This is a genomic window from Streptomyces sp. NPDC058086, from assembly GCF_042885015.1.
GTDB lineage: Bacteria > Actinomycetota > Actinomycetes > Streptomycetales > Streptomycetaceae > Streptomyces.
In genome coordinates this window covers 75,076-99,615 of record NZ_JBHVST010000029.1, presented here as the reverse complement: position 1 = coordinate 99,615, position 24,540 = coordinate 75,076, and the positions used below count along the sequence as shown (strand labels likewise).

20 protein-coding genes are annotated in these 24,540 nt (G+C 69.5%); 8 read left to right on the top strand and 12 right to left on the bottom strand.

Annotation, left to right across the window (positions count from 1 at the left end; all coding sequences use genetic code 11):
* Positions 1 to 65: 65 nt before the first annotated feature.
* From ACFVWD_RS23575 to ACFVWD_RS23560, 4 genes are all read right to left on the bottom strand, one after another.
* Positions 66 to 290 (bottom strand): hypothetical protein, encoded by a 225-nt coding sequence (locus tag ACFVWD_RS23575; protein WP_389598684.1) that lies wholly within the window; start codon positions 288 to 290, stop codon positions 66 to 68.
* The gene (locus ACFVWD_RS23570; protein WP_389598682.1) at positions 287 to 922 is read right to left on the bottom strand and encodes an AAA family ATPase; all 636 of its coding nucleotides are present in this window, start codon (positions 920 to 922) and stop codon (positions 287 to 289) included. Before ACFVWD_RS23570 ends, ACFVWD_RS23575 begins: the two co-directional genes overlap by 4 nt.
* A gap of 120 nt (positions 923 to 1,042) precedes the next feature.
* Positions 1,043 to 1,585, bottom strand: a complete 543-nt coding sequence (locus ACFVWD_RS23565) for a hypothetical protein (RefSeq protein ID WP_389598681.1) — start codon at positions 1,583 to 1,585, stop codon at positions 1,043 to 1,045.
* Positions 1,582 to 2,085 (bottom strand): ATP-binding protein, encoded by a 504-nt coding sequence (locus ACFVWD_RS23560; RefSeq protein WP_389598679.1) that lies wholly within the window; start codon positions 2,083 to 2,085, stop codon positions 1,582 to 1,584. Before ACFVWD_RS23560 ends, ACFVWD_RS23565 begins: the two co-directional genes overlap by 4 nt.
* A 309-nt stretch (positions 2,086 to 2,394) precedes the next feature.
* Here ACFVWD_RS23560 and ACFVWD_RS23555 point away from each other — a divergent pair, with 309 nt between their 5' ends.
* Positions 2,395 to 2,604 carry a DUF397 domain-containing protein gene (locus tag ACFVWD_RS23555; RefSeq protein ID WP_054233872.1) on the top strand — a complete coding sequence of 70 codons (210 nt, stop codon included), beginning with the start codon at positions 2,395 to 2,397 and terminating at the stop codon, positions 2,602 to 2,604.
* Between the two features lie 98 nt (positions 2,605 to 2,702).
* Positions 2,703 to 3,623: a helix-turn-helix domain-containing protein gene (locus ACFVWD_RS23550; RefSeq protein WP_389598677.1), complete on the top strand. Its 921-nt coding sequence runs from the start codon at positions 2,703 to 2,705 to the stop codon at positions 3,621 to 3,623.
* Between the two features lie 66 nt (positions 3,624 to 3,689).
* Here ACFVWD_RS23550 and ACFVWD_RS23545 read toward each other — a convergent pair whose 3' ends face one another.
* Entirely contained in the window at positions 3,690 to 4,508 is an 819-nt protein-coding gene (locus tag ACFVWD_RS23545) for an SAM-dependent methyltransferase (protein WP_389598676.1), read from the bottom strand.
* Between the two features lie 232 nt (positions 4,509 to 4,740).
* On the opposite strand from ACFVWD_RS23545, the gene pgm reads away from it, so the two are divergent.
* Entirely contained in the window at positions 4,741 to 6,381 is a 1,641-nt protein-coding gene (gene pgm / locus ACFVWD_RS23540) for a phosphoglucomutase (alpha-D-glucose-1,6-bisphosphate-dependent) (RefSeq protein ID WP_389598675.1), read from the top strand.
* Between the two features lie 88 nt (positions 6,382 to 6,469).
* Here pgm and ACFVWD_RS23535 read toward each other — a convergent pair whose 3' ends face one another.
* Complete coding sequence (locus ACFVWD_RS23535; RefSeq protein ID WP_389598673.1) at positions 6,470 to 7,675, bottom strand: FAD-dependent oxidoreductase; 1,206 nt, start codon at positions 7,673 to 7,675, stop codon at positions 6,470 to 6,472.
* Positions 7,676 to 7,838: 163 nt separating this feature from the next.
* Positions 7,839 to 8,438, bottom strand: coding sequence for a TetR family transcriptional regulator (locus ACFVWD_RS23530; protein WP_389598672.1), 600 nt, complete (start codon positions 8,436 to 8,438; stop codon positions 7,839 to 7,841).
* Between the two features lie 96 nt (positions 8,439 to 8,534).
* On the opposite strand from ACFVWD_RS23530, the gene ACFVWD_RS23525 reads away from it, so the two are divergent.
* Positions 8,535 to 9,581 (top strand): NAD(P)-dependent alcohol dehydrogenase, encoded by a 1,047-nt coding sequence (locus ACFVWD_RS23525; protein ID WP_389598670.1) that lies wholly within the window; start codon positions 8,535 to 8,537, stop codon positions 9,579 to 9,581.
* Between the two features lie 175 nt (positions 9,582 to 9,756).
* A complete protein-coding gene (locus ACFVWD_RS23520; protein WP_389598669.1) occupies positions 9,757 to 11,847 on the top strand; it encodes a SpoIIE family protein phosphatase in 2,091 nt (696 codons plus the stop codon).
* Positions 11,848 to 11,860: 13 nt separating this feature from the next.
* Here the strand turns inward: ACFVWD_RS23520 and ACFVWD_RS23515 are convergent, their stop codons facing one another.
* The 4 genes from ACFVWD_RS23515 to ACFVWD_RS23500 all read right to left on the bottom strand — a co-directional run bounded on the left by ACFVWD_RS23515 (position 11,861) and on the right by ACFVWD_RS23500 (position 18,814).
* Positions 11,861 to 12,991: a substrate-binding domain-containing protein gene (locus ACFVWD_RS23515; RefSeq protein ID WP_389598724.1), complete on the bottom strand. Its 1,131-nt coding sequence runs from the start codon at positions 12,989 to 12,991 to the stop codon at positions 11,861 to 11,863.
* A 103-nt stretch (positions 12,992 to 13,094) separates the two neighbouring features.
* The gene (locus tag ACFVWD_RS23510; protein WP_389598667.1) at positions 13,095 to 14,234 is read right to left on the bottom strand and encodes an ABC transporter permease; all 1,140 of its coding nucleotides are present in this window, start codon (positions 14,232 to 14,234) and stop codon (positions 13,095 to 13,097) included.
* Positions 14,231 to 15,784 carry a sugar ABC transporter ATP-binding protein gene (locus ACFVWD_RS23505; RefSeq protein ID WP_389598666.1) on the bottom strand — a complete coding sequence of 518 codons (1,554 nt, stop codon included), beginning with the start codon at positions 15,782 to 15,784 and terminating at the stop codon, positions 14,231 to 14,233. Before ACFVWD_RS23505 ends, ACFVWD_RS23510 begins: the two co-directional genes overlap by 4 nt.
* A gap of 192 nt (positions 15,785 to 15,976) precedes the next feature.
* Complete coding sequence (locus ACFVWD_RS23500) at positions 15,977 to 18,814, bottom strand: SpoIIE family protein phosphatase (protein ID WP_389598722.1); 2,838 nt, start codon at positions 18,812 to 18,814, stop codon at positions 15,977 to 15,979.
* A gap of 385 nt (positions 18,815 to 19,199) precedes the next feature.
* Here ACFVWD_RS23500 and ACFVWD_RS23495 point away from each other — a divergent pair, with 385 nt between their 5' ends.
* The 3 genes from ACFVWD_RS23495 (at position 19,200) to ACFVWD_RS23485 (ending at position 23,438) form a co-directional block, all read left to right on the top strand.
* The gene (locus tag ACFVWD_RS23495) at positions 19,200 to 20,186 is read left to right on the top strand and encodes an alpha/beta fold hydrolase (protein ID WP_389598665.1); all 987 of its coding nucleotides are present in this window, start codon (positions 19,200 to 19,202) and stop codon (positions 20,184 to 20,186) included.
* Between the two features lie 61 nt (positions 20,187 to 20,247).
* Positions 20,248 to 20,964 carry an SDR family NAD(P)-dependent oxidoreductase gene (locus ACFVWD_RS23490; RefSeq protein WP_389598721.1) on the top strand — a complete coding sequence of 239 codons (717 nt, stop codon included), beginning with the start codon at positions 20,248 to 20,250 and terminating at the stop codon, positions 20,962 to 20,964.
* Positions 20,965 to 21,260: 296 nt separating this feature from the next.
* Positions 21,261 to 23,438 (top strand): RICIN domain-containing protein, encoded by a 2,178-nt coding sequence (locus ACFVWD_RS23485; RefSeq protein ID WP_389598719.1) that lies wholly within the window; start codon positions 21,261 to 21,263, stop codon positions 23,436 to 23,438.
* Between the two features lie 44 nt (positions 23,439 to 23,482).
* Here the strand turns inward: ACFVWD_RS23485 and ACFVWD_RS23480 are convergent, their stop codons facing one another.
* Positions 23,483 to 24,526 (bottom strand): LacI family DNA-binding transcriptional regulator, encoded by a 1,044-nt coding sequence (locus ACFVWD_RS23480; RefSeq protein ID WP_385372699.1) that lies wholly within the window; start codon positions 24,524 to 24,526, stop codon positions 23,483 to 23,485.
* Positions 24,527 to 24,540: the final 14 nt, after the last annotated feature.

The window sequence follows — 24,540 nt, the reverse complement described above, 5'->3', positions numbered from 1 at the left end:
CGCGAGACCTGGCTCTGCCGACGGTGCAACGCGAAGAAACGGCGCCTGCGCATCCCCGTCCCGGCCTACGGGGTGCTTCTCAGGGGCTGCAGTACAGCGGCGCCGACCCGCAGGAGCGCGGAAAGGGGTGGCTCGACCCATCGGGTCAGTTCACGCTGCAGGGCGGGGTCGAGCTCGATGGTCACCCGGACGTACCGGGTGTGCAGGTGAGTGACCTTGACGGCGCGGGGTGCGGCGACGTCCGGTTCGCGCTGCAGTGCCGCTCGGTAGGTGTCCTTGCGCTGGTTCACGCTTTGTCCTGACGTTTGATGAGTTCGTCTGCGAGGTCCATGTACGCCGAGCCCTTGACCTCGACCCGGCTGCCGAACGACTGGGCGTACAGGTCGAGTCGGGGAATGTGGGTGGACAACACGTCGAAGCCCCGCTCGGTGAGGGCCTCGCGAGCGTCGGCGTCGGGGCCGGTGCGCGTGGCATCGGGACGATTGGTGCGGTTCAGCAGGACAGCGGCGCGGGCCGGCTGGGCCCGCAGCGACTGCACGTCGCTCATTTCGCTGCCGATGGGTGCCATGCGATCCAGCTCGATGGGGGCCGGGGTCAGCGGCACGATCCACTCGCTCGCGTATCTCATGATGCTCCGCGCGATGTGGGCATGGTCCTCCAGCTGCGGGGCGTCGAACACCACGGCCTGTCGGTTGCCGAGAAAGTCGTTCACGCGCCGGTGCACGTCGCCCACCGGAAAGGCGATCACCGGAAACGGGAAGCCTCCCGCCAGTTCGCTCCAGCGCAAGGCGGAGGAGGCGGGGTCACTGTCCACCAGCAGGGGTGAGAGGCCCGACTCGTGCAGGGCGTGGGCCAACCAAACCGCGCTGGTCGTCTTTCCCACTCCGGGTTTCAGATTCACAAAGGCATAGCTCAGCGACACGAGACGCAACGCTAACGGTCGCGAGCGACCGACTGCCGTCGGCGCGGCACACGCTCTCCCTTTTCACCCTGCGGCGCCGTGAATCATTCGTAGGGGCTAACGCGGAAGGTCAACGGTGGGTCAGTCCGCCAGTGCGGAGGCCAGTTCCTGCGCGGCTTGTACGAGTTCCTGGTCCGGTTCGTCGAGCAGGTGCTGGATCGTCTCGCGGTGGGCGCGCACGGCTCGGCGTGCTTCGCGTTCCCATCCCACGTAGTTCTCGCGGCGATTGAGCAGTTTGGGGTAGGCGACGGCCGTGCTCTCCCACTGCCGGGCGTCGGCGATGCTCTTCAGCAGCTGAAGGACCTGTACGCGGCAGGGGACTTGAGGAAGCTGGGCGAGTTCCCACAGGAAGGGGACCGTGGCGGCGGTGGCCTGGTCCACGACGAAGCCGTACTGGCAGATGCGTTGGCGTAGGCGTGCGAGCGCGGCGACGGCGGTGGCTTCGTCACCCGTGGTGATGGCCGCGAGCAGGAGGGGGATGCCAGTGGCGGACCCGGTGGAATCCTGGAGTTCGCGCCACGGGACGTCTCTCAGGTTCTTCAGGGTCGTCTCCATGTCCGCTCCCACGAGAGGCGTTGTGTGATGCCGTGCGCCGGGAGGCTCCGCCGATGCGGCGCCTGTCATGTCGGACCCTGCCAGGGCGGTGATGTCGGCCGAGACGGGGGAGTGGGCAGCATCGCCCAGACGGTCTTGCCCGCACGAGAGCGAGTCCAGCCCCAGTGCTCGGACAGTTCTTCCACGATGCGCAGGCCGCGGCCGTGGACTTCCAGTGGGGCGTCCGTGCGTGGGCACACGGGCGGGCTGTCGAACTGATCGGTGACGGCACACACGAGATGGGCGCGGCGAAGGGTCAGATCCAGCCGCACGCCGTTCTGCCCGGCGGGGGAGTGCGGTGCCGCGTGAAGCACCGCGTTCGTGGCCAGTTCGTTGACGATGAGGACGGCGTCGTCACTGCGGTGGTCCAACGCCCACTGGCCAAGGGTGCTGCGGGTGAAGGCGCGCGCCTGGGCGAGCCCCTGGCGGGTGTCGGTGATGCGCAGGCTGGCGAATCTGGGTGAGTTGCACGCGGGTTCGCTCTCCCCGGCGCGCCCTTGCCCCGCGATGGAGGAGCGCGCTTCTTCCATGAGTGAGCCGGTCGGAGCGGCTCGACCCGACGATGGCGCAGCCTTGCCGTTTGCAAGGCCCGGTGCTTGGCGTGCAGGTAAAGACACGACATCTCCCTGATGCGACGTCAGGTGCGGTGCGGCAACAGTGCGGTTGACGCCCGAGCTATTATCCATCCTGACAGCGCCCGTCGTGCAATTTCACGGGAAATTGCACGAGTGGTGGCTGGGGCAGGCCGCACGGGTTCGGTCCGCCCCAGTGGGCGGCCGACCTGTACACCGTGGTGGAACGTGAGCAAGGAGAGTGCGGTGCCGTCAGTGCGAAACGGAATGCGGGCCAGTTCGCTGGGCGTTCGCTGGGTGAAGAGTCGGCACAGCAACGCCGAGGGCAACTGCGTCGAGGTGGCATCCCTGGCCGAGGGGGGTGTAGCGCTCCGCAACTCGCGCGACCCCGACGGGCCGGCCCTCATCTACACAGCGGCTGAAGTGGCCGCTTTCCTGGCCGGGGCGAAGGACGGGGAGTTCGACCACCTGGTTTGAAGCGGAGTCGAACAATTCCACTTCTGCCGACGCGTGCGACAGAAGGCCCGGTGATGCGAGGATGGACCCCGTCGTCTGCCGTTCTACAGGGAGTCAGGATGTCCGCCGAGTCACCTCGTGTCTCCCGTCTCGAACCGTATCTGACGCGGACCGAGCCCGCTCCGACCTTGCTGAAGATGCTGGTCGGTGTCCAGCTTGCCGGTATCCGCGAAGACGCCGGCCTCGCGCAGGAACAGGCCGCTCGCGCCATCGGGTTCAGTCCGGCGAAGCTGTCGCGCATCGAAGCCGGCAAGGGCCGTCGGCCGCCCACGGAAGGGGACGTCCGCGCGCTGTTGGAGCTCTACAAGAGCGACGACCACGAGGCGTCGGTTCTGCTCCAGTTGCTGCGGCGTGCCGGTGAGCCGGGGTGGTGGCAGCGCTACGACAAGCGGCTGATGCCGGAGTGGTTCGATCGGCTGGTAGGGCTGCAGGAGGCCGCTGCCGCCATCCGCACCTTCGAGATCCAGTACGTCCCCGGTCTGTTGCAGACTCCGGCCTACACCAGGGCGGTCGTGGAGCGCGGCCTGCCCACGGCACCGGCCGGTGAGGTGCAGCGCCGTGTCGATCTGCGGATGCGCCGACGTGAACTGCTGCGTCGCGAGGACGGCCCTCAACTGTGGGCGATCATCGACGAGTCGGTCCTGTTGCGCGTACTGGGCAGCCGCGAGGTGATGCGCGAGCAGCTCGAGTACCTCGTGGAAATGGCTCAGCGTCCCCAGGTGACGTTGCAGATCGTGCCCCTGGACGTGACGAACGCGTCCGCGCCCGCCATCCCCATCACCTACCTGCGCTTCGGCGGCCTCGATCTACCCGACATCGTCTACCTGGAGCACATCAGGAGTGCGAACTTCCTGGAGGACCGGGACGAGACCGAAGAGTACCGGCTGGCTCTGGACCGTCTGGGAGACGAAGCCCTCACCCCGCGGGATTCGCTGACGCTGTTGCGGGACACGACCGCGGGGCGCTATTCGACCTCGTGACTGCCTCCGGCTCCACCGGCCGGATCCCGGTGGAGCTGACGGGAGCAGTCCCGTGGTCCTACGGTCCTACCGGATCCGGCCTACGCCGCCGAACTCGACCCATTCCTGGGTGAGCTGACGGGGTGCGACCTCGTTGTCGGGCCGCCAGGTGGACACCTCCACCAGACCAGGCTCCAGGACGTCGAGGTCCTCGAACCACTCCGCCACGTCCTTCTCCTGGCGGACCCTGCCCCAATGCCCCTGGGTCGCCTGATCCATGAAGTCGGTGACGAACTCCCGGACCTTCGCGTCCTCGCTGACCAGCTGGCACATCACCATGAAGCTGCCGGGCGCGAGCCGTTCGGCCACCCGGTGGGCCACGGCGAGCGGACCGTCGGTCTCCCCGTCAGGAATGCAGTGGAAGACCGAGTTGAACAGCACGGCCACCGGCTGCGAGAAGTCGAGCAGGCGCTGAGTGTCCGGGTGGGAGAAGATCTTCTCCGTGTCACGCAGATCGGCGTGTATGACCGTGGTGCGGTCATTCTGGTCCAGCAGCGCCCGTCCGTGCACCAGCACCATCGGATCGTTGTCGACGTACACCACACGCGACGAGGGATCGACGCGTTGCGAGACCTGGTGGACGTTCTCCTGGGTGGGCAGGCCGGACCCGTGGTCGAGGAACTGCCTGATTCCGTGCTCGGCCGCGAGCGTCCCGACGACCCGCTGCAGGAAGCGCCGGTTGTTCAGCGCCAAGGCACGTGTGCTGGGCACGACCTTGTCCAGTTCGGCGCAGGCTGCCCGATCGGCTGCGTAGTTGTCCTTGCCGCCCAGGTAGTGGTCGTACATACGAGCGGCCGTGGGTACGGTGGCGTCGATCTTCGTGGACAACTGCTTTCCAGCCTGCATCGTTCCCCCAGCTCCAAGCTGCTTCTGGTGGCTTGGCTTGACAGACAATACATCCTAGGCAATGGGCAATTGGGGATACCAGCCTGTTGACCGAGGATCTCCGGGACAGCACCCGCGGGACCCTCTGGCCCGGCGCGTCTCCAGTCACGGCCGTGGCACCGTGCGGCCGTGCCGCCCGGTGAGGAAACATGGGACCGCAAGCGATGAAAAACCGAGGTGGAGGTGCGGGTACATGCAGCACGAACGAGCGGGCACTCCGGCCGGTCCCGAGGACCTCGTCGACGTAGCCCGGCTGGTCACGGCGTATTACGCGCTGCACCCCGACCCGGCGGAACCCGGCCAGCGCGTGGCCTTCGGTACGTCCGGACATCGTGGGTCGTCACTGGCGACCGCGTTCAACGAGGACCACATCGCCGCGACGAGTCAGGCCATCTGCGAGTACCGCGAGGGTCAGGGCATCGACGGTCCCCTCTTCCTGGGGGCCGACACCCATGCCCTGTCGGAGCCCGCGAAGGTCACCGCACTGGAGGTCTTCGCGGCCAACGGAGTGTCGGTGCTCCTTGACAGCGCGGAGGGCTACACGCCCACTCCGGCGGTCTCGCACGCCATTCTCACCCACAACCGCGGACGGTCCTCGGGCCTCGCGGACGGGGTCGTCGTCACCCCCTCCCACAACCCGCCCGCCGACGGTGGCTTCAAGTACAACCCGCCGAACGGCGGCCCGGCGGGCTCCGAGGCGACGTCCTGGATCCAGGACCGGGCCAACGAACTCATCGAGGGCGGCCTCAAGGGCGTACGGCGCATTCCCTACACAAGGGCGCTGGCTGCCCCCGGCACCGGCCGCTACGACTTCCTCGGCACCTACGTGGCCGACCTGCCGAACGTGCTGGACCTGGAGGCGATCCGCGCGGCCGGTGTGCAGATCGGCGCGGATCCCCTGGGCGGGGCATCGGTCGCCTATTGGGGACGCATCGCGGAACAGCACGCGCTCGACCTGACGGTGGTCAACCCGCTCACCGACCCGACCTGGCGATTCATGACGCTGGACTGGGACGGCAAGATCCGTATGGACTGTTCGTCGCCCTACGCCATGGCCTCGCTCATCGAGCAGCGCGACCGCTTCCGGATCGCCACGGGAAACGACGCCGACGCCGACCGCCACGGGATCGTCACACCGGACGCCGGGCTCATGAACCCCAACCACTACCTCAGCGCCGCCATCTCCTACCTGTACTCCCACCGGGACCAGTGGCCCGCGGGCACGGGGATCGGCAAGACGCTGGTCTCGTCCGGCATGATCGACAGGGTCGCCGCCGACCTGGGCCGTCAACTGGTCGAAGTGCCCGTGGGATTCAAGTGGTTCGTGGACGGGCTGGTCAGCGGCTCACTCGGGATCGGCGGGGAGGAGTCGGCCGGCGCGTCCTTCCTGCGCCGCGACGGTTCGGTGTGGACCACCGACAAGGACGGCATCATCCTGGCCCTACTCGCCTCCGAGATCACGGCGGTGACCGGGAAGACCCCCTCGGAGCACTACACCGCACTGACCGCACGCTTCGGCGCCCCCGCGTACGAGCGCATCGACGCCCCGGCTTCCCGCGAAGAGAAGGCCCTCCTCGCGAAGCTCTCACCCGCCCAGGTCAGCACGGACACCCTTGCCGGAGAAGCGGTCACCGCGGTGCTCACCCATGCTCCGGGCAACGACGCACCCATCGGAGGCATCAAGGTGACCACCGCAAACGCCTGGTTCGCGGCCCGTCCGTCGGGCACCGAGGACGTCTACAAGATCTACGCCGAGTCGTTCCTCGGAGCCGATCACCTGCGCCAGGTGCAGGAGGAGGCCAAGGCCGTGGTCTCGGCGGCCTTGAGCGGCTGACACCACGCGTGTGACCCGGAGATGGTGAGCGGGTCCGGACAAGGGCTGTTCCCGCGACGGCCCTTGTCCGCAACGGTCCTTCAGCCCGTCAACCGGCGTCCCGACCACCGGCATCTGCTGCTGCCGAACTGCCTTCGGCCACGGTCGAGATGTCGATGTCCCACTCCAGGTGCCGGAGGAGATCGCCGTCTCCGGGGCGGGGAGCGGGAGCTGTCCGAGCGGTGCGTGACGGTGTGTGGAAGCCGCGGGAGATCTTGCCGCTGATCGTGATGTTGTGCTCCACGCGAGGGCGGCGGAGAGCCTCGTAAAGGGAGAGCGCGGACTCGGTGTCGGGCGCGTCCCGCAGTGACTTCGCGAGTACGACAGCGTCCTCGAGCGCCATCGACGCTCCTTGGCCGGTCGCGGGGGAGGCCGCGTGGGCAGCGTCGCCGATGATCAGCGTCCGTCCGTGGCGCCATGGTGTGCCGGCCGGAATCTCGGTCGCGTTGGTGACCATGATGCGGTCGGTGGTGGCCGCGACCACGTCCGCGGCGGGAGTGGCGTCCCCGCGCAGCAACGGCACGAGCAGCCCACGCCAGTGGCCGGGCGTGCCGTGCGCGATGTCGTCGGCGGACAGTGGCGCACCGGCCACACGAGCGAACCAGTACGTCTCTCCGCCGGGTGACACCGCGCAGCCGAAGGCGGCCGCGCCGCCCCTCACCATGGTGAAACGCCCGGTCTCCGCGACCAGGGGCGCCTCACTGGCGTAGCCGTAGAAGACGCTCTCACCCGCGAAACAGGACTGTGTCTCAGGGGCGATCGACTCCCGGACGGTGGAGTTCAGCCCGTCGGCGCCGATCAGTAGGTCACCGGTCGCGGTGGAGCCGTCGGTGAAACGTGCGGTGACGCCGTCCGGACCGTCCTCGACGGAGGCGAGCCGGGTGCCGCGCCGCAGGCCGATGCCCCGGCGTGTGGCCTCCGCCTGCAAGGCGGCGTTGAACTCGCCACGGCGCAGGCATCGGTACGCGAGAAGCGGGTCGTGGGCCTCTCCGAGCGGCATCTGTGCCACCTCGGTGCCCGCTGCGTCGAGCACGCTCATGGAACGAAGCGGGAAGCCGGCCTCGGTGACCGCGGCGGAGGCGTCGATCTGGGCGAGGGCGCGCATGCCGTTGCTCGCGAGTGTGAGGAAGGCACCGATGTCCTCGGCCGATTCGGGGTGCGCCTCGTACACGGTGACGTCGAACCCTGCCTTGTGCAGGGCCAAGGCCGTCGCCGTACCGGCGATACCGCCTCCGATGACAAGAATCTCCGTCATGTCGCATCCCCTGGCACCCGGTGGGCTCTCGCGCGATGTACCTGCGCAGTGCCCAACGCGCGGGCGACTACGAGGGGTTCCCGTCCCGCCCCTGGAACTTCCCGATCGGAAACAGACGTGAGTCGGCCGCCTTCTCAGGTGGTCGCATGGCCGCGGCGATGTCCTAGCTCCCCTTGCGGTCGGCTGTCACGGCGCGGTGGACGCTCTCGCGGAGCAGGGAGCGACGCTGTTCGTGAACTTCGCGGGGCTCCTGGGCGGTTGCCGCGTAGACGTTGCTGACCGGTGACCAGGCCATGGACATGGCGATGACCATGGCCATCACATCGAACGGGTCTCCCTGGCGCACCAGCCCGGCGGCCTGGGCTTCGGCGATGGCCCGCAACTTGCGGTCGTCGAGGCGGTCGGGATCGTCCACAAGGTGCCCGGTCGGGCGGCGCTCCAGGCGTGCCCAGGTGGCCAGCCGGATGAGGTCGGGGCGGCGGAGGTACTCGTCGTAGAGCCGTACGGCCCAGTCCGCGAGGTCGGTGGCGTCGATCGGGACGACATTCACGATCCGCTCCAGCGAGCCGAAGAAGATGGCGTCGAAGAGCCCTTCCTTGTTTCCGAAGTAGGCGTAGAGCTGCGCCTTGTTCGTGCGCGCGGCGGCCACGATCCGCTCAATGCGCGCGCCGGCGATCCCGTGCTCGGCGAACTCGCGGGTCGCCACATCGAGGATGCGCTCGTACGTCGCCGCTCCGCGCGAGGTCAGGGGCCGGTCTGTCATGCCCGTCAGGCTACCAAACAGAACAGTTGGTTTGCCTGGCGCGTCAGGTGTGTCTACGCTGAGATAAACCGAACAGTCTGTTTAAGGAGATGCACGATGCGGACAACAACTGGCTGGCAGGCGGACGGCCCGACGGCGACGCTGCGACGGATGTCGCTGAAGCGGCGCGACCTGCGCCCGGACGACCTCGCGATCCGAGTGGACTACTGCGGTGTCTGCCACACCGATCTGCACGCCGTCCGCAGTCACGACGGCGAAGGGGGCCATCCCCTGGTGCCGGGGCACGAGTTCACGGGCGTGGTGGCCGAAACCGGGCCTGCCGTCACCCGCTTCTCCGTCGGCGACCCTGTCGCGGTCGGCAACATCGTCGATTCCTGCGGGGAGTGCTCGATGTGCCGGGCCGGGCAGGAGAACTTCTGCCACGCCTTCCCGACCCTGACCTACGGCGGCGTCGACCGGCACGACGGATCCACCACCCTGGGGGGCTACTCCCGCGAGTACGTCGTCCGCGACCGGTTCGCCCACCCTCTTCCCGCCGGTCTGGATCCGGCCGCTGCCGCCCCGCTGCTCTGCGCCGGGATCACCGTCTGGGAACCGCTGCACAGCTTGGGCGTGGGCACTCACAGTCGCGTCGCCGTGGCGGGACTGGGCGGCCTGGGCCATCTCGCGGTCAAGATGGCCGTGGCCCTCGGGGCTGACACCTCGGTCATCAGCCGCTCACCCGACAAGGCGGACGACGCTCGTCGTCTCGGCGCCCACGGCCTCATCGTCTCGACGGACCCGGAACAGATGGCCGACGCCCGTGACCGGTTCGACGTCGTCATCGACACCATCTCGGCCCCGCACGACCTGGGCCCCTACCTGCGCATGGTCGCCATGGACGGGACGCTCAGCCACCTCGGGCACCTCGGACCCGTCACCGTGGAGACCATCGACCTCCTCGTGGGACGCAAGAAGCTCAGCTCCGCAGGCAGCGGCGGCAGGCCCGCGACCACCGCCATGCTCGATTTCTGCGCCGAACACGGCATCACCGCCGACATCGAGCTCCTCCCCTCAGCGCGCGTGAACGAGGCCCTCGAACGCCTCGGCCGCAACGACGTCCGCTACCGCTTCGTCCTCGACATGTCCGACCTGGCAGCCTGAAGGAGGTGCCGAACGGCTGAATTCCTGATCGGTGTCCGTCGGCCAGAACGGTCGGGGTGTGTAGTCCGGCAGTCGTGGGGGACCATGGAAGGCGACGCGCCTGTGGAGACAGGCAGGCCGCGCTCCAGGCCGGCGGATGCCTCGCATGCCGCCCGCCGCGGAAGGAGTGCCTGTGATGAGCGAAGCCGAGTGGCATGCCTCCGGCATCGACTGGGCTCGCCCCCGCCGGGACAGCGAGCCGTTGCAGCCGAGCGGGCTGATGGACCTTCTCGGCGTCGCGGCGACGCTGCTGGACGCGGACGGACGGATCGTCCTGTGGAGTCCCCAGGCGGAGGAACTGTACGGGTTCACCGCGGAGGAGGCGCTCGGGCAGTACGCCGCACTGCTTCTTGTCCGTGAAGAGGACTGGGACTGGGTGATCAAGAAGTTCGCCCTGGTCATGGAGACCGGCCAGGGCTGGGGCGGCACCTTTCCCATCCGGTGCAAGGACGGGAGCACCCGGCTGGTGGAGCTGCGCAACACTCGGTTGATGGACTCCCGCGGCGACTTCTACGCCCTCGGGCTCGGCACCGACTCACCCACGCTTCGCGAGGTGGAGCGGGATGTCGCTCTGTCCACCCGGCTGATCTCCCAGTCCCCCTTCGGGCTGGCGATCCTCGACACCGACCTCAGGTACCTGGCCGTCAACCCCGCGCTGGAGCGGATGCACGGTCTCCCCGCGAAAGAGCATCTCGGCCGCACCTATCGAGAGATCATGAGCCCCGACAAGTTCGAGGTGATCGAGGTCGCGATGAGGAGGGTCCTTGAGAGCGGTACCCCCCTGGTCGACGAGTCCACCGTCGTCGGCTTCACCCCGGCCGACCCGGAACAACGGCACGCGTGGTCGATCTCGGTGTACCGGCTGGAGGACACCCAGGGCCGTGTTCTCGGGGTGGCCGAACTCGTCGTGGACGTCAGCGAGCGGTACCGGTCGGCCATGGAGGCCACCGAGACCCGGCGGCGCCTGGCCCTGATCGCCGACGGCTCCGCTCGTATCGGCACCACTCTGGAGGTCGAAGAGACGGCCCGGGAGCTGGCCGAAGTGACCGTTCCCGAGTTCGCAGACATGGTCGCCGTCGACGTGCTCGACTCCGTCCTCGACGAGCACCGCTCCGCCTCCGACTACGGCCCCGCGCTCTTCCGCGCCCTCGCCGTGAAGACCGCCTACCCCACCGAAGCCGTCCGGGCCGCCGATCCGCCGGGCAACATCACCTCCTACGACGCCGATCGCGTGGCCACCCAATGCGTGCGCACCGGCCGGCCCGTCCTGATCACCCACGCCGATGGGAACGACCTGAGTCGCATCGCGCGCGACGACCGCGCCGCCACGCTGCTGGCCCGGGCCGGGGTGCACTCCTACATGGCCGTCCCGCTGACCGCACGCGGCGCCGTCCTGGGTTTCCTGGGGCTTTCCCGCGCCAGGGATCCGCGGCCCTTCGACGAGGACGACCTCGCCATCGCCACCGAGCTCGCATTCCGCGCCGCGGTGTGCATCGACAACGCGCGCACGCACCAGAGCGTGCGCACCGCCGCGGAGACCCTCCAGCGCAGCCTGCTCCCCGACCATCCGTCCCGCCTTCCCGGCCTGCAGGTCTCTTCCCGCTACGTCCCGGCACAGGCCGCCTACGAGATCGGCGGCGACTGGTACGACGTCCTCCCGCTCGCCGGCGACAAGACGGCCCTCGTCGTCGGCGACGTCATGGGCAGCGGCATCGACGCCGCCGCGGCCATGGGACGCCTGCGCACCGCCACGGCCGCCTTCGCCAGCCTCGACCTGGAGCCCGCCCGGGTTCTCGAGCAGCTCGACTCGATCACCTCCGGGCTGGAGCAGTACATCGCCACCTGCCTCTACGCCGCCTACGATCCCCACCGCGGCGAGTGCCGCATCGCCAACGCCGGCCACCTGCCTCCTGTTCTCGTGCGCAGTGGCGAGCGCCCCCGCCTGCTCGACCTGCCCGCCGGTATCCCGCTCGGGGTCGGTGGTGTCCCGTTCGAAGCGACCGCCGTCGAATTCGGCCTGGGCGACAAGCTGGTCCTGTACACGGACGGTCTGGTCGAGACCCGCCATGACTCCATCGACGAACGCCTCGCGGTCCTGGTCCACGCCCTGGATGTGGCCGACTGCCCGTTGGAGGAAACGTGCGACCGCCTTCTGGAGGGTCTGCGACATCCGCGCGACCGTGACGACGTCGCCCTGCTGATCGCCCGCGCGGTACGTTCCCCGTGACGAGGACGCGGGGTTACTTGCCCCAGATCTTCCGGTACGCCTCCCGATAGCCCGACGGGTCCCAGGTCGTGGCCCCGTGGCTGTTGTCGGCCGTGGTGATGTGGACGGGGGCCACATATCCGCTGGCGGGCCGAGCCGAGAAGGCGCGGTTGAACTCGTCGACGATCTGCCAGCCCTGAAGAGACAGCGGCTCGGGGACGGTGGCTGCCTGGTACTGCTCGCTGTTGATGCGCTGGAAGGCCGAGGGGTCGCCGTCACCGGCGCCGATGTTGAAGGGCGGGCCGGCGCCGTTCTTCCCGGCGGCACGGAAGGCGGGGGCGGCGTCGGCGAAGTACAGATCGTTGATGGCGACGGAGTGGGTCCACGTGCTCCCGAAGCGGGAGAGGAGAGAGGGGATCTCCCGGGGGATACGGCTGCTCGCGTCCGAGATCGGGATGTTCTCGTACGACAGGAGCTGCACGCCCGAGCAGGCGGAAAGGTCCCTTCTGATCAGCTCGGACTTGTTCCTGGCGAAGGGGATCGAGGCATCGGTGATGAGCACGACCCCGGCGTGGCCGTCGGAGTGCTCAATGATCCACTGGGCGCTGATTCCGGCCACGTCCTCGACCAGGGTGGTGACGTTGGTGAAGAGCCGGGGTCTTCGGCTGGGTCCGGGGGCGGCGACCGCGTGCCAGCCGATGAGCGGGATGCCTGCCTTGCCCGCCTGCGAGACCTGCCCGGACGTCGAGTTGGGGTCGAAGCCGCCGATGACGATGCCCGAGGGTTTGAGGGCCAAGGCCGTGCTCATCGCCCCCTGGACGCCTGCGGGCGTGCCCCCGCCGTCGAGCACCCTGACGCTCCATCCGATGACCCGTGCGGCTTCCCGCACGCCGTTCGCGGCCCCCGCGACGCCGGGATTGGTCATGGCCTGGGCGACGTAGACGATGGTCTTGGCGGAGACTGCCGTGGGGCCGCTGGTCGGCCCGCTCCAGGGGACGTCGGTCTTTTCCGCCTGTCTGACGGCGGTCTCGGCGCGGTCCTGGATCGCGGGGCAGCCACCAGGGCCCGTGGGGGAGTTCCCCGGGCCGCTCGACGAGCCGCGTTCGCAGCCCGCAAGGACCGTTGCCGCGATGAGCAGGGTGGTGGCGACGGACCGCGCCTTCATGACGCCGGGAGTGGCCTTGCGGGTGCCGTGCACGGGAGCTCCTCGCGGAGGAAGGGGCGGAACGACGCGGCCGAGGGCACACAGGCGGTAGCCGTGGCGCGGATCATGGAGTAGTGCCCGCCGCGCCACCGTCCCGAGTCGGGGAGGAGGGCGGCGGAGGCGGCGCGTCGGGCGAGTCGCGGGCCGCCACGGCGCCGGTGCGAAGGCGGCGGGCGGAGTAGCCGGACAGACCGACAGCCACGAGCAGGGTGCCGCCGTAGAACAGTGGAATTGTCCAGAAGCCCGCGCCCATCTGACCGATCCCCGTGAGGCCGACGGCCAGGACGGCGACGGCGACGAGGGTGCCCATGGCGTTGAGGCGGCCGGGTCTGATCGCCGTGGAGCCGAGGAGAGCGGCGGCAAAGGCGGGCAGCAGGTAGTCGAGGCCGACGCTGGGGTTGCCGATCTGCTGCTGGGCCGCGAGCAGGACGCCGGCGAAGCCGACGATCAGTCCCGACGCGGTGAACGCGTAGACGGAGTACCTGCGCGTCGGAATGCCGATGAGCTCGGCGGCGCGCCGGTTCGCACCGATGACGTACAGGTACCGGCCGAGCGGCAGCCGTTCCAGCACCAGCCAGAGCGCGACGGCGAGACCGAGCACGTAGAAGGCGGGGACGGGAAGGCCGAGGAACGTGGAGTCGTAGAGGTCGGCGAAGGCGGCGGGGAGGCCCTGCGGGCCGGGGACGATCCGACCACCGTCCGTGATCCAGCCGGTCACGGCGTACAGCATGCTGCCGGTTCCGAGAGTGGCGATGAAGGAGTTGATCCGGCCGAACTCGACGATGACACCGTTGAGGACGCCCACGACCGCCCCGCCGAAGAGCACCGCGAGGCAGGCGAGTGGCCAGGGCCAGCCGTTGTTGACGACGAGTTGCAGCACCATGACGTGCGCCAGGCCGAGGCCGTAGCCGAGGGAGAGGTCGAAGCTGCCCGTCACGATGGGGACCATGGCGGCGAGTGCGAGGACGGCCGGGATCGACTGGGTGGACAGGATCGCGTCGACGGTGTCCAGCGTGGGGAAGGTACGCGGCAGAGCGAGGGAGAAGATCAGGAAGAGCAGGGCGGTGAGCACCAGGAGGCCGTACCTGCCGATGAGGTGCCCGCCCGGTCCGCGCGGTCGCCGGGGCCCGCCCGGTCGGCCGAGGTGCCGCAGCGGCCCCGTCCGCTGTGGCCGGGGGCGGGGAGGGGAGGGGGAGTCCGTCATGGGTGGGTCGCGGTTCCGGAGAGGGGCATGGCCGACGCCGCCCGGGTGAGCCCGGCGACGGTGAGGTCCGGACCGCTCAGCTCGGTCGTCACCGACCCGCGGACGAAGACCAGGGCGCGTCGGCACACCCCCGCGACCTCCTCGAAGTCGGTGGAGATCAGCAGGACCGCGAGGCCGGCGGCCAGCCCGTCGTCGAGCAGGCGGTAGACCGCGGCCTTGGCGCCGATGTCCACGCTCGCGGTCGGCTCCTCGAGGATCAGCAGGCGCAGGCCGACCCGGAGCCACCGGCCGATCACGACCTTCTGCTGGTTTCCGCCGGACAGGGTGGCGAGGGGAGCCTCGCTGTCGGGGGGCCGCACCGAGAGCCGTTCGATCAAGCCGGCTGCCACGGCGCGTTCGCGGCGGGGACTGATCCAGCTCAGCGCCGACAGGCCGCCCGCGCCGGGGTTGGCCAGGAGGTTCTCACGTACCGTCAGCTCGGCGGCGCAGCCCTCCCGCTGCCTGTCGCCGCTCACGAAGCCCACCCCGAGGCCGACGGCGTCGGCTACCGTACGCGGGCTGTACGGCCGACCGCCGAGCAGGACGCGCCCGTCGAGGACGGCCCGGGAGCCGGCGAGGGCTCGGCCCAGGTCCATGTGTCCTGCGCCCGAGAGTCCGACCAGGCCCAGGACTTCCCCGGCTCTGAGGTCCAGGCTGACGGGTCCCGCGCCTGCGGTTCGTACGCCGTCGAGGGTCAGGACGGCCGGGCCGTCGGCCGGGATCGTGTCGGGCCGGTAGTCGGCCGGTTCCTCGCCGACGATGTCGTGCACCAGACGGGCGGGGCTGCGGCCCGCCAGCCGGCCGTGGCTGACGAGCCGGCCGTCGCGCAGGACGGCGAAGGCGTCGGCGACCTTGTACACCTCGTCCAGCCGGTGGCTGACGTAGAGGACGCCGTGCCCCTGGTCGCGCAGGGCGTGGAGGGCGCGGAAGAGCCGGTCGCAGTCCGCGGCGGGCAGTCGGGCGGTCGCCTCGTCCAGGACGATGAGCTTCGCGTGTGCCGCCAGGGCACGGGCGATGGCGACCAGCGAGCGCTCGGCGGGGGAGAGCCGGGCGATCGGCGCGTCGGGGTCGAGATGTCCGGCGACGATCCTCAGGGCGTCGGCGCAGCGCTCCCGGGTCCGCCTCCAGGAAATCAGGCCGGCGCGCCGGGGATATCCGATGCTCAGAGCGACGCTCTCGGCGACCGTCATCCACTCCACGAGACCGAGGTCCTGGTGGATGAAGGACATGCTGCGGGAGGCGGCATGACTTCCGAGCGGGTGCCCGTCCACCGTGATCTGTCCCGCATCGGCGTGGTGGACGCCGGCGAGCACCTTGATGAGCGTGGACTTTCCGGCACCGTTGGGCCCCAGGAGGGCCAGGACGCTGCCGGCGTGGACGTCGAGGTCGACCCCGGACAGGGCGAGTGTCCCGCCGAACCGCTTGCCGAGCCCGCGGATGCGGACCAGAGGCGTCGCTCCCGAGGGCGGGACGTCCTTCGGGGCAGTGTCGGGAGCGTCATGCACGGACATCTCCGAGGGGTCGGCCGGCGAGTTCTTCCGACCTTCATCGCTGCAATCAGTGGGGTGAATTCGAGTATTTCAGACATCTTGCCCGCTGCTGCGACTCCAGCGGGTCAGCGGGCCGCCCGGGCGATCCGCGTGTCCCATGCTCGCCTCTCCCCTGTTCGACGGGCGTGTCCGCTGGACTGCGCAGGCACTCCTTCAGGCGCCGTCGAGCCCGCATTCGGCCCAGATGACCTTGCCCTCGGGCAGATAGCGCGTACCCCAGCTCTGTGCCAGTTGGGCCACGAGGAACAGGCCACGGCCGCCCTCGTCGGTGCTGGCCGCCCGGCGCAGGTGCGGGGCGGTGTTGCTGGCGTCGGAAACCTCGCAGATCAGGGTGCGGCCGTGGAGCAGCCGTACCCGGATGGGCCCGGCACCGTGCCGGATGGCATTGGTCACCAGCTCGCTGAGCATCAGCTCGGCGGCGAACGCGGCCTCGTCGAGTCCCCAGTCGGCCAATTGCCGCAGGGCGGCGGCGCGGACTTCACTGACCCGGGCCGGATCGGCGGGCAGGTCCCAGGCGGCGATCCGGTGCGGGTCCAGGGCGTGGGTCCGGGCGACGAGCAGCGCGATGTCGTCGCAGGGGTGGGCGGGCGCGACGGTTTCCAGGACCGCCTGACAGGTCTGCTCCGGTGTGTGCTCGGGGTGGGCGAGGGCGCCGCGCAGCTGATCGAGGACCACGTCGACGTCCCGGTGCCGGTCCTCGATGAGTCCGTCCGTGTAGAGGAGCAGTCGGCTGCCCTCGGGGAGGTGGATCTCGGCGGCTTCGAAGGGCAGGCCTCCGAGGCCGAGAGGGGGCCCGGCGGGCAGGTCGGGGAACGACACCGTGCCGTCGGGTCGCACCAGCGCGGGTGGAGGGTGGCCGGCCCGGGCCATGGTGCACTGCTGCGAGGTCGGGTCGTAGATGGCGTACAGGCAGGTCGCACCGATGACACCGACACCGGCGGCGGCGGGTTCCTCCCGGTCCAGGCGTCCCACGAGGTTGTCGAGGTGGGTGAGGACTTCGTCCGGGGGGAAGTCGAGTTCGGCGAAGCTGCGCGCGGCGGTGCGCAGCTGGCCCATGGTGGCGGCGGAGAGCATGCCGTGGCCGACGACGTCCCCGACGAAGAGGCCGATACGGGTGCCGGAGAGGGGGATGACGTCGTACCAGTCTCCGCCCACGTCGGATTCGGCGGGCAGATAGCGATGAGCGATCTCGACGGCGTCCTGGTCGGGCAGATCGTGCGGCAGCAGGCTGCGCTGGAGGGTCAGGACCATGGTGCGCTCGCGCGTGTAGCGCCGGGCGTTGTCGATGGACAGGGCGGCGCGGTTGGCGAGCTCCAGGCCCATCGAGCGGTCGTCGTCACTGAAGGGGGCGGGGTCCTGCGCACGGTAGAAGCTGGCGATGCCCAGGATCACGCCGCGGGCGACCAGGGGGACCGCGATGAGCGAGTGGACCTGGGTGAGCAGCCGTTCGGTGTGTTCGGGGTCCTGGGCGAGCCAGCCCGCAGCGGCCTTCAGATCCGGTTCCAGCACTGCCTTCCCGCTGGTCAGACAGCGCATCTGGGGCGTGGTCGGACCGAAGTCGACCTGCTTGCCGACCGGGCTGAAGGGAAGGTCGTCGCGGATGCCGTGCACCACCGTGCGGTGCAGGTCGGTGCGGGGGTCGGCGGACTCCTCGCCGCGCAGTACTGCCTCGGGCAGGTCGATGGTGACGAAGTCGGCCAGTCGTGGCACCGCCGTCTCGGCGAGTTCCTGGGCGGTACGGCGCACGTCCAGGGTGGTGCCGATCCGGGCGCTGGCCTCGGACAGCAGTTCGAGGCGGCGGCGCGCGGCCAGGGCGTACGTCCCCACGCGCGGTTCCCCCACCATCACGAGCCCCCTTGACTGGGGCGGGGAGTCGGGGTGATCGTCCGCCGCGCCACCCCTGCCGACGGTGCCGAACGGGCCGTAGGCGGTGTCGGGAAGGTGCCTGGACAACGCGGCGACGGACAGACGCCCGGGGGCCGCCGTGGCCGGAACGAACCGGGGCCGGACGGCAGTGGCCACGGCGAGCCGGCCGGAGAAGCCCGGCGGTACGTCGACCCGGGTCGCAACGGCGAGGGGCTCTCGCGGTGAGGGGCCGGGGAGGACGGCCTCGATGGCAACGCCCTCCACCCCTGAGCCACTCCTCATCGGACGGCTCACGAGAGTGACCCGACGGCCGTCGAGCAGGGACACGACGAAGGCGGCCCGCTGCCCGCGCGAGATCAGCTCGGCGGCTTTCTCCGTGAGGACGGCCCGGTCGCGGGGGTGCAGCTCGAGGGCCAGTTCGTCGACGCCGATGGTGTGGTGCAGGGCGACGGAGGCTTCGGCTCCGGTGTCCAGGTACGCCCGCAACAGAGCGCGCTCACGCGCGGAGCTCTGCCCCAGCAGCCGCCGCTCGATGGCCTGGGCCGCCTTGCGTATCGTGGTCGCCAACGCGGAGTCTTCGGTGCTGCTCGGATAGCCGAAGCACAGGACGCCCTCGATACGACCGCTGAGCGGATCGCGGACGGGAAGCGCGCGGCAGGCGCTTCGCTGGGAGCGCTCGGCGAAGTGCTCGGCACCGTGAACCCGGATGAGTTGCCGCTCCGCCAGTGCGAGACCGATGCCGTTGGTACCCGCGACCCGCTCGGCGAACACGAATCCCGGAACGCGCTGAAACGCCGGAAGACTCCTGGCCAGCGACGCCTCTCCGAAACGGCGCAGAAGGACCGTACCGCTCGCATCGGCGACGGAGATGTTCATCTTGCTGCCGGCGAACATGGCCTGCAGCCGGTCGAGGACGGGGACGGCCGCGCGGACGATTCGAGCGTCCCGGTCGAAATCCTCGCTGAAGGGGAGGTCGGCCTGGTCCGGCGAGAGGCCGAGGGAGCGGCTGCGCTGCCACGAATTCATGATCGATGTGCGCACGCCTGCCTCGACCGGCTCACCCTGAAGAAACCGCTCACGGGAACGGGCAGGCCCTGTGCCGCCTGTCGCGCGCCCCGTCGGCATCGTTTCCGCGCCGGTCAGAACCACGCTTCGCCTCACTCGCGTCTTCGACAGTCCATTCGTCGAAAATGACCTGTTATGCACGAGAATACGGTTATTAGTGATATGAGTCACGATTTACGGGAGCTCGCACGCGCCATGACCGTACGGGGTCGTCACCGACGGCATGGACGGGATGGTGTCCGTCGTGGACCAGGACACCGAGGATCTGGACGCCGTGTCCTACACGCCGACGATCAGCGCCTGCCCGTACGACGCCGAGTCGCCGAGTCACCGACGGCACCCGAGTGGGCCAGGCAATTCACTCGTCTGCTTTTCCAAGAACGCGCGTTCGGCGCAGCCGGGGCAGGCTGGCGTACATCCCGCCGTCCTGCGAAGGAGAGCAGCTATGACGTCGTCCCTCCCTGCGTCGCGGCCTCGACGTCGAATACGCGGAACCGCCGCCGTGCTGCTGAGCGCGGCGACGTTAGCCGCCTCCCCGGCCGCTGTCGCGGTCGGCCGGCCCGCAGGCTCCAGCAGCGACGTCCGCTCTGCCGACGGCAAACCGACCGTGGTGCTGGTGCATGGCGCGTTCGCCGACGCCTCCAGTTGGAACGCGGTCGTCGAGCGTCTGCAGAAGGACGGCTACCGTGTGGTCGCCGCCGCCAATCCGCTGCGCGGTCTGGCCACCGACTCCGCGTCCGTCGCCGGCGTCCTGCGCAGCATCCAAGGCCCCATCGTCCTCGTCGGCCATTCCTACGGCGGCGCGGTGATCAGCCAGGCAGCGACGGGCAACCCCAACGTCAAAGCGCTCGTCTACGTCTCCGCCCTCATGCCCGACAAGGGAGAAGTCCTCGGCCAACTGGCCGCCAGGTTCCCCGGCAGCGAGCTCAACCCCGCCCTCAAGAAGGTGCCCTTCCGGAACACGGACGGCACCACCGGCACGGATCTCTATGTCGCTCCTGACAAGTTCCACGCGGTCTTCGCCGCGGACCTGCCCCGGAAGGCGACCTCGGTGATGGCCGCGACCCAACGTCCGATCGCTGCCTCGGCCTTCAACGAGAAGGCGACTTCCGCCGCGTGGAGGACCATCCCGTCCTGGGCAACCGTCGCCACCCACGACAAGGCCATAGCGCCCGACGTGGAGCGCTTCGAAGCCAGGCGAGCCGCTTCCCACGTCATCGAGATCGACTCCTCGCACGTCGGGATGATCTCTCACCCCGACGCCATCACCGACCTCATCCTCGACGCCGCCCGCGCACAGGCCCCCGACACGCCGTCCATGGCCAGAACGGGCTTCCCCACGCTCGGCCTCGCCGGCGCCGCCGGTGGCATGCTCATCGCGGGTGCGGGACTTGTCACCCTCGGCCGCAAACGGCCGAACCGCATGCACTGATGCACCGGCCGTCCCGGACGCGGCAGGACTCGCCGCCGAGACGGAAGAAGGTGCTCCTCGCATCGTGAACAACGTGCAGAAGGTCGCCCTTGTCACCGGCGCTTCGCAGGGCATCGGCGCCGCCCTTGTCACCGCCTACCGCGAACTCGGCTACGGGGTCGTGGCGGTCTCCCGCTCCATCGGCGACTTCAGTGACCCCGAGGCACTTGCTGTGCGGGCCGATGTGGCCGAGCCGGGCGTCGGCGCTCGCATCGTCGACGCCGCTCTGGAGCGGTTCGGCCGGATCGACACGCTGATCAACAACGCCGGAATCTTCATCGCCAAGCCGTTCACCGAATACACCGACGAGGACTACGACGCCGTGGCCGGGGTGAACCTGCGCGGCTTCTTCGAGGTCTCCCGCAGCGCCGTCGCCGCCATGCTCTCCGGGGCCGGTGGGGGACACCTGGTGAACATCTCGACCACCTTGGTCGACCACGCGGACTCACGGGTGCCCGCAGCGCTCGCTTCGCTGACCAAAGGCGGGCTGAACGGGGTCACCAAGGCGCTGGCGATCGAGTACGCGTCCCGCGGCATCCGGGTCAACACCGTCGCGCTCGGCACCGTCCGCACCCCGCTGCACCCGGCCGCGGAGTACGAGGCTCTCGCCGCGTTGCAGCCGCTCGGCCGGGTGGGCGAGATCGACGACGTGGTCGACGCGATCCTGTACCTCGAGAGCGCCTCGTTCGTCACCGGAGAGATCCTGCACGTCGACGGGGGCCAGAGCGCGGGGCGCTGAGCGGCGGTGCGCCAGGCCCCGCCGGCACATGTCGGACGGAGCCGTGTCGCGGACCCGGACCTTCGGCTGCCGCCACGTCAACACCCGGTGACGGTCGGTTCGCGAAATACTTTCGGAAACGTGCCGGTGACATGACGGCGTCGTGTCCCAATACTGTCTCCATCCGGCTCACGTCTCGTTGAGCGGAATGTGCATCCGTGAGAAATCGGGGCTGTCGGCCTCACACTCCGTCAATTGGCAGTTCCCGATGCGGACTTCGTGGCGATCCTTCCAGGGGAATTTCATTGATACAGAATGTGGTACGGAAGGCTCTCGCGTCAGCGACAGCCGTCGGCGTCGGCCTGGCGTTCGTCATCGCTTCCGCCGTGAGTGCGTCGGCATATCAGCCGAGCCCGTCGAACTTGTATGTGGCGGACAACCCCGCCGCGTGCAACAAGAACCCCTGCGTTCTGTACCCGAAGTCGGCCCAGCTTCCGAGCGGCCGGATCGTGGCGGCGTTCGAGAACGATCAGACCGCCCCGGTGGGACAGACGATGCCGGTCTACAAGAGTGACGACGAAGGGACGACGTGGCAGAAGCTGGCCGATGTCAAAGCACCGGCCTACCTGTCGAGTGACGCCAAGTACACGAAGTACACGAGCAATTGGACGAACCCGTATCTTTATGTGCTCCCGCAGAATGTCGGGAACCTGAGCGCCGGCACACTGCTTCTCGCGAGCGTGGTCTCGGGCGACGACTATTACTACGAGGAGCAGAAGGCCGCCAATTCCGGTTGGACGCCGTCCAGTGACGGCGACCGGAAGGACGTGGCGCTCGCGCTGTACTCCAGCACCGACGACGGCGCGACCTGGAACATCGTCAACATCATCGCCACCGGCGGCTGGCAGGGCGGCAGCGCGGGGAGCCTCGGGCGCGTCTCGACCGCCAACACCCATGCGCAGGTCGACCCGGTCTGGGAGCCGCACCTCGTCGCCCGGAACGGCCAACTCGTCGCCTACTACTCGGACGAGAACGACTACCTCGGCTACGACGCCGGCACGGGCGTGCCGGTCCTCGACCCGGACAACGACACCGCGCCGGATTCGGGCGGCCAGGTCCTCGTGCACAGAACCTGGGACGGCAGCAGCACATCCTGGAGCGGACCGGTTGTCGACGTCCCGGGTTCCACCGTGGACCGGGGCAACGGCAAGACGGAGATCGGCGGCGGCCGTCCGGGCATGACGACGATCGCCCCCACCACCGACGGCAAATGGCTCCTCACCTACGAGTACTGGGGCGGCGGAACGAACGTCCGATACAGGCTCGCGGACGATCCCCTGAAGTTCTACGCAGCCGCCGACGCTCCGATCACCAACCTGCCCGTGCCCACCGGCGGGCACGCGCTGTCCACGGGCGGCAGCCCGGTGCTCCTCCCGATGCCGGACGGACGGATCGTCTACAACGCGTCGGGCAGCGGCAACGTCTGGGTGAACGAGTCCGGTCTCAGCAACGGGACCTGGAAGGAGTACCAGACACCGATCGCCGCCGGGTACAGCCGCGATCTCCAGTACGTCCAGGGCACGGGACGCGTCCTGATCCTCCAGGCGTCCTGGAGCGGCGGAAGCGTCGGGCCCGTGCGCTATGCCGAGGTCGACCTCGGCCGGTCCGACGGTACCTACGACACCCTCGTCAACCGCCTGACCGGTCAAGTCCTCAGCCCCGACACCGGGAAGACGCAGGACGCGAACCTCACCGGAAACGTCCCCGACCTGGTCCTCAAGGCCCGGAGTGCCACGGACGACTCGCAGCGCTGGCATCTCACGGCCAAGGGCGCCGACGTGACCCTGCTCAACAAGACCGGCGGCCGCTCGGTCGCCATCTGGACCGGCAGCGCGACGGCCGGGCAGAGGCTGGCCCAGTGGGTCGACGACGGAGCCACCGACAAGCAGTGGACCCTGGTCTCCTCGTCGACCAGCGGGTACTACAGGCTCCGCTCGGTCAAGAACACCAGCCTGTACATGAGCGGAGCGACCGCGGGCGGTTCCGTCACCGTGGCGGCGTCGACCGACGACGGCTCACAGGACTGGCAGCTGGTCCAGGATCCCCTGCCGACCGATGCGTCCTTCACACTGAAGGGCAGCTACTCCGGCCGCTGCCTCGATGTCCCGAACGGCCAGACGGGCGTCCAGGTCCAGATCTACGACTGCTCGGGCAACGCCAACCAGACCATCACCCAGACCGCGGCCGGCGAACTCCGCGTCTCCGGCAAGTGCCTCGCCGCGAACGGTGACGGCACCACCGCGGGCACGAAGCTCATCCTCTGGGCTTGCAACGGGAAGTCCGGTCAGAAGTGGTGGCTGCGTCTGGACGGTTCCGTCGTCAACCGCTCCAACGGTCTCGCGATAGACGTCACCAACTGGGCGACGGCCAACGGGTCGCCCGTGGAACTCTGGACGGCCCTCGGCAACGCCACCCAGAGGTGGAGCCGGGGATAGCCGGTTCGGGCGGGGTGCGTGCCGCACCTCGCCCGAACCGGCTGTCAGCGGGACCTGTCCGCGTGCCGGGGAACGGACGTCGACGTCCGCAGCACCAGCTCCGTCGCCAGCTCGATCCGCGGGGACACGGGCGGCCGGCCCTCGGCGAGCTGCATGAGGACCCGAGTCGCCTCATGTCCCAGTTCCTCGAACGGCTGGCGCACCGCGCTCAGGGGCGGACAGGCCATGGCCGCGACCAAGGTGTCGTCGAAGGACATGACGGCCAGATCGTCCGGTACGCCGAACCCCTCTTGGCGGGCGGCCTCCAGCACGCCGAGGGCCTGCGCGTCGCTGGCCGCGAAGACGGCCGTGGGCGGCTCGTCGGAGCGGAGGATCTGGAGGCTGGCCGTCAGCGCCTCGTCGTAGTCGAAGTCGGTGGAGCGGACGATCGAGGGGTCGTAGACGATCCCGGCTTCCTCCAGGGCCGCCCGGTATCCGTGCAGGCGAGCCGCCCCGGCCAGGGAGTGCGAGCGGCCCGCGACCATGCCGATCCGGGTGTGCCCGAGCCCGAGGAGGTGCTGCATCGCGTCCCTGGCCCCGTTCCAGTTGGTCACCCCGATGCTCGGGATGTCCAGGGACGGCGCGCTGAGCGGGTCGATCAGCACCACCGGGAGGCGCTGCTCGACGATACGGCGCTGGTCGTCCTCGGCCAGCATCGAGATCACGATGATCAGCCCGGCGGCACCGAGCGCCACGCACTCCTCCAGCCACCGTGAGATGGGCCGCCGACTCGTCGTCCCGGTCACCACGTTGATGCCGAGTTCGCCGGCCGCGTCCACGATTCCGCGGGCGACTTCCAGTGTGTAGGGCCCGGACATGTCCCGGAACACCGCGATGATCTGCCGGGGTCGGGCGGGCTCTCGCTCCCACGGGCGGACATACCCGTTGCGCGCCAGCAGCTCCTCCACGCGGGCCCGGGTCGCCGCACCGACGTCACGGCGCCGGTGTACGACCTTGGACACGGTGCTGAGAGACACCCCCGCCTCGACGGCGATGCCCGTCAGCAGCCCGTACTGCGCCTCCAGATGAGCCTTGCCCTGAGCTGCCACCCGATGCCCGCCCC